At 51.2% G+C, this 4,152-nt stretch carries 4 protein-coding genes; 3 read left to right on the top strand and 1 reads right to left on the bottom strand.

Going from position 1 to position 4,152, the window contains the following annotated elements:
• The coding region (locus J7438_RS24650) for a putative RNA-binding protein (protein ID WP_286196909.1) at positions 1-1,045 on the bottom strand (1,045 nt) is incomplete at its 3' end.
• A gap of 337 nt (positions 1,046-1,382) precedes the next feature.
• On the opposite strand from J7438_RS24650, the gene J7438_RS24645 reads away from it, so the two are divergent.
• The 3 genes from J7438_RS24645 to J7438_RS24635 are packed head-to-tail and all read left to right on the top strand — an operon-like array spanning position 1,383 to position 4,027.
• A complete protein-coding gene (locus J7438_RS24645; protein WP_209278698.1) occupies positions 1,383-2,141 on the top strand; it encodes a hypothetical protein in 759 nt (252 codons plus the stop codon).
• A gap of 9 nt (positions 2,142-2,150) precedes the next feature.
• Complete coding sequence (locus tag J7438_RS24640) at positions 2,151-2,570, top strand: hypothetical protein (protein ID WP_209278697.1); 420 nt, start codon at positions 2,151-2,153, stop codon at positions 2,568-2,570.
• Positions 2,571-2,572: 2 nt separating this feature from the next.
• Positions 2,573-4,027 (top strand): hypothetical protein, encoded by a 1,455-nt coding sequence (locus J7438_RS24635; protein ID WP_209278696.1) that lies wholly within the window; start codon positions 2,573-2,575, stop codon positions 4,025-4,027.
• The last annotated feature ends 125 nt before the right edge of the window (positions 4,028-4,152 follow it).

Raw genomic sequence — 4,152 nt, 5'->3', positions numbered from 1 at the left:
GCTTTGAAGCTTCTTCCTTGTTGGCGGTTTGTTTTTTGATTCTGTTGTAAGTATTCATATAGATTCTGTGCCCCTGTGCGAGGACGGGATCTTTGCGACGCTCCCTTTGGTACTCCCTTTGGTACTCCCTTTCGCGCTCTGCGAAAGCGGGATCTTTGCGACGCTCCCTTTGGTACTCCCTTATGCGCTCTGCGAAAGCGGGATCTTTGCGACGCTCCCTTTGGTACTCTCTTTTGCGCTCTGCGAAAGCGGGATCTTTGCGACGCTCCCTTTGGTACTCCCTTTGGTACTCCCTTTGGTACTCCCTTTGGTACTCCCTTTGGTACTCCCTTTGGTACTCCCTTTTGCGCTCTGCGAAAGCGGGATCTTTGCGACGCTCCCTTTGGTACTCCCTTTCGCGCTCTGCGAAAGCGGGATCTTTGCGACGCTCCCTTTGGTACTCCCTTTGGTACTCCCTTTGGTACTCCCTTTGGTACTCCCTTTTGCGCTCTGCGAAAGCGGGATCTTTGCGACGCTCCCTTTGGTACTCCCTGTAGTACTCCCTTTCGCGCTCTGCGAAAGCGGGATCTTTGCGACGCTTCCTTTGGTACTCCCTTTTGCGCTCCCTTTCGCGCTCTGCGAAAGCGGGATCTTTGCGACGCTCCCTTTGGTACTCCCTTTGGTACTCCCTTTTGCGCTCTGCGAAAGCGGGATCTTTGCGACGCTCCCTTTGGTACTCCCTTTGGTACTCCCTTTTGCGCTCCCTTTCGCGCTCTGCGAAAGCGGGATCTTTGCGACGCTCCCTTTGGTACTTCCTTCGGCGCTCCAACCGAGAGGCTTTGTTGTCAGTTATTTTTTCTGGTGGGTTTGAAACAGACTTATTACTCAAGTTATCAGCGTGAATTATCGGACTGATTTGCTCCATCACGTTAGAATACTGATGGCTGTTATTAACAATTTCTGATGCAGTGCCACTATCGGCTTTTTGAAATGTTTCTGGTCTTACGGATAATTCAAAGGGCTCATCCAGACAGATTTCTTTAGAATCAAGAATAGTGATTGACATTTGTTTAATTCTTGAATCATCGAATCGGTTTTGGAATCTATCCTCATCGGGTATTGAGGTGTTATTGATTGGGGGCGTTTGTTCCACTTTCTGACCGAATGCTGTAGCGTTTTTTTGTGTACAGCCCTTGGAAAGTGACTTACCGCAGGGCATAGCAGCGTCATATGCAGTTAGAACATTCGAATAACAGCCTTGTAAGTTAAAATCTGGATCAGTCATTAATTCATAAATTCATTAAGTTATTGAATCACAGCTTAAGACTCCCGCTACGTTACACAAGTTCCTTCCTGAAACAACCCATTCACTATTTACATCAAAAAAAGCATAAGGATTTGATATGACTATTAATCATGATGATGTGAAACTCTTCGAAAGCCAGCGACTCACGGATGAAGAAGACGGTGGCGGCCGGGTCACTGGCAGCGAGGTCATTGATGGCAACGTCAATAATCTCTTTCAGGATATTTCACGAATTGACCGGACCATTGGTGATGTGGCCTTGCGGAAGGCCTTTATCGGGATCAGCACCGATAACAATGACATCTATCTCGGCAGTCATTTGATCCTGACCGAGCCTCCCAAGGATAAGAATGTCTCGGTGTTACTGTTCAATACCGACAGTCAGACTGATGAGCGCCTCGATGCCAGGGACAGAATAGAAAGTTATGTGGTTCCTGGTATCAAGGCATCGTGGGAACTGGTCGGCGATCAGCTGGAAGGTCAGCGTTCCATTGTGGGCTATCAGCGGGAGGAATGGGCGGTTCCTGAAATTGGCGAGGTCTATAAGCTGATTACACCGGATGAAAAAATCAGCCAGTTTATCCGTATTACTGCCGTTGATTATTCCGTTGAGACTTTTACCTATTTCACTGGAGCGGAATATATAGATTTTACCCGGCGTAAGGTGGAAATGCAGATTAGCGCTCCTTTGGTGACGACTTTTATCGGAGCATCTCCCGTACCCGGCGAGCCAGAAGAAGAAACGAGCCGCATTCAGGAAACGCAGATAGCCGACACCTCCCGCTATTACGGAATTCAGCAAATGAGCGCCAACATTACCGCAGGCGACCTGACGCTAAAGGCCGAGAGCGTTTAGGCGCCTCTGGTGCCGAGCGCCAAGGTAGAAAGCCCGTTGCTGGATCAATACGGTGGCTATACCGGCAAGACGATGGTGGCGACTTCGGCCAGCAACCGATCCATCAGCTGTCGCTTTGTTCATATCAGCGGCAACCAGAGCCGTACCTACCTCCAGCGGGGTGTTTTGCCCGGAACCCTGACCCTGTCGCTGGACGGTGGCACCTTCGAGGATAACGGCGCAGGCAGTCTGCTCCATAAAATCGGCACCAATAATTACAGCAAATTGACCGTGGATTATGTCTCGGGGAGATTAACGTCTGGCGAGCGAGCAGTTATACAACGGCCACAGCCAATGCCTCCTATCAGCCAGCGGTGGCGATTACCGGTGCTGCAATCAGTGGGGCTATCCCGGTCTCTAACCAGAACCGAGGTTTCAATTACACCCTGAACATGGCCGAGGCCAAGCCAAGGCCGGGAACACTGGTGGTCAGCTATATCGCCCTCGGCAAATGGCAGGATATCCGGGATTCAGGTAATGGGCAGATGATTGGTTCTGGAACCGGCACCATTCTCTTTGCAACTGGCTCGGCGGCAATCACGCTCGATGCTTTGCCCGATCCAGACAGTGCCATTGTTTTCAGCTATGTGGCACAAAATGATAATGAGGTGACGATTAGAACCACCATTCTGGCATTGCAGAATTACAATTATCCAGAATGGCGGGTAAGAACTTACGCTGGTGGTAAAATCAGGGAGGTCGAGGCCACCAACGTCCCAAAAGTCCAAACCTTTAACGGCAGCACCATCACCGCCATTGCACAGGCGAGTAACCTGAGTCATGCGCCTTATAACGAGAATATTACCTCGCCAGAGCTAACTATTGATCTGTTGCCTTTGATGGACAATGTCGTTCTGCTCCCCGGCAGCGTGGTCTTTGAATGGAACGGTGAAACCTACTTTGACCGGGACGGCTCGCTCTATAAAAACCTGAGCACAGAAACCAATGCCGGTATTCAGGTCGGCAGAGTCGATTACAGCGGCGGATTGGCAACACTGGCCAACTATCCGGCTGGCACCGTCAACACGGCCACCATTCAGGCAGCGGCAACCATCGGTGTGGGCTTTGGAATAGATGCGGTGGCCTTCCGTACACCCGGCGCTCCGATCCGTCAGGGCAGCTTGCAGCTAACGGCGGTCCGGGTGGATAACGGGGATATTATTACGGCGACAGCTGACTTTAATGGAGAGTTTGATACCGCAGAAGTGGTCGGAAACATCGACGTAACCACAGGCTGGTGCGAGCTTCAGTTTACCGATGGCGCTAATCCTATTTATGTCATCCCGCAAAGCGTCCGTTATAACTGCGTGGTGGAAACCAGCCTGCCGCTCGATGCTGAACTGATCGGCCTTGACCCGGTGCGTCTGCCTCCCGATGGCAAGGTTCCCATCTATCGAGCCGGGGACATTGTGGTTATCAGTCATACGGCAGCCACCGATGCAGGTACACCAATCGCAGGACAGGTGATTAACCTGGTACGTGACCATCAGGCAGAAATAGTGGTGGAAGATAGCAGCGGGGCTTTGCTGGCCAGCGATCAATATACCGTCGATAGAGAGGCAGGCACCGTTACCTTTGCTGATCCGTTGAGCCTGGTTGATCTTGGCAGTAACCCACTGGCTGCACCCTTCACCATTAAGGATCGGGTCGAGCACATGAGCGTTTTAAGCGATGTTCAGATTAATGGCGATCTGTCCATTATCTCCCCGGTGCCTTGGGATTTACCCGCCTCCGAAACCACGGTGAGCAGTGCGGTGGTCTATGGCGATCTTCAGGCCAGAGTAAAGAACTTTTTCAGCCAGAAGGTATTTTCAGATTGTAGAGGAAAAGCTCGGGATCATAGCTAACGGCAGCACAACAACGGATACCGCTCCAATTAACCCGGAAGCGGGAGTGCCTTATTTCACCTTGAAAGCCGATGGTTGGGGCAGCGGCTGGTCAACAGGCAACGCTATCCGGTTCAATACCGATG

Source organism: Thalassotalea sp. G20_0 (genome assembly GCF_017744175.1).
Lineage (GTDB): Bacteria > Pseudomonadota > Gammaproteobacteria > Pseudomonadales > Endozoicomonadaceae > Endozoicomonas.
The sequence above is the reverse complement of the archived record's forward strand: the minus strand, read 5'-3'. Positions and strand labels throughout refer to the sequence as shown.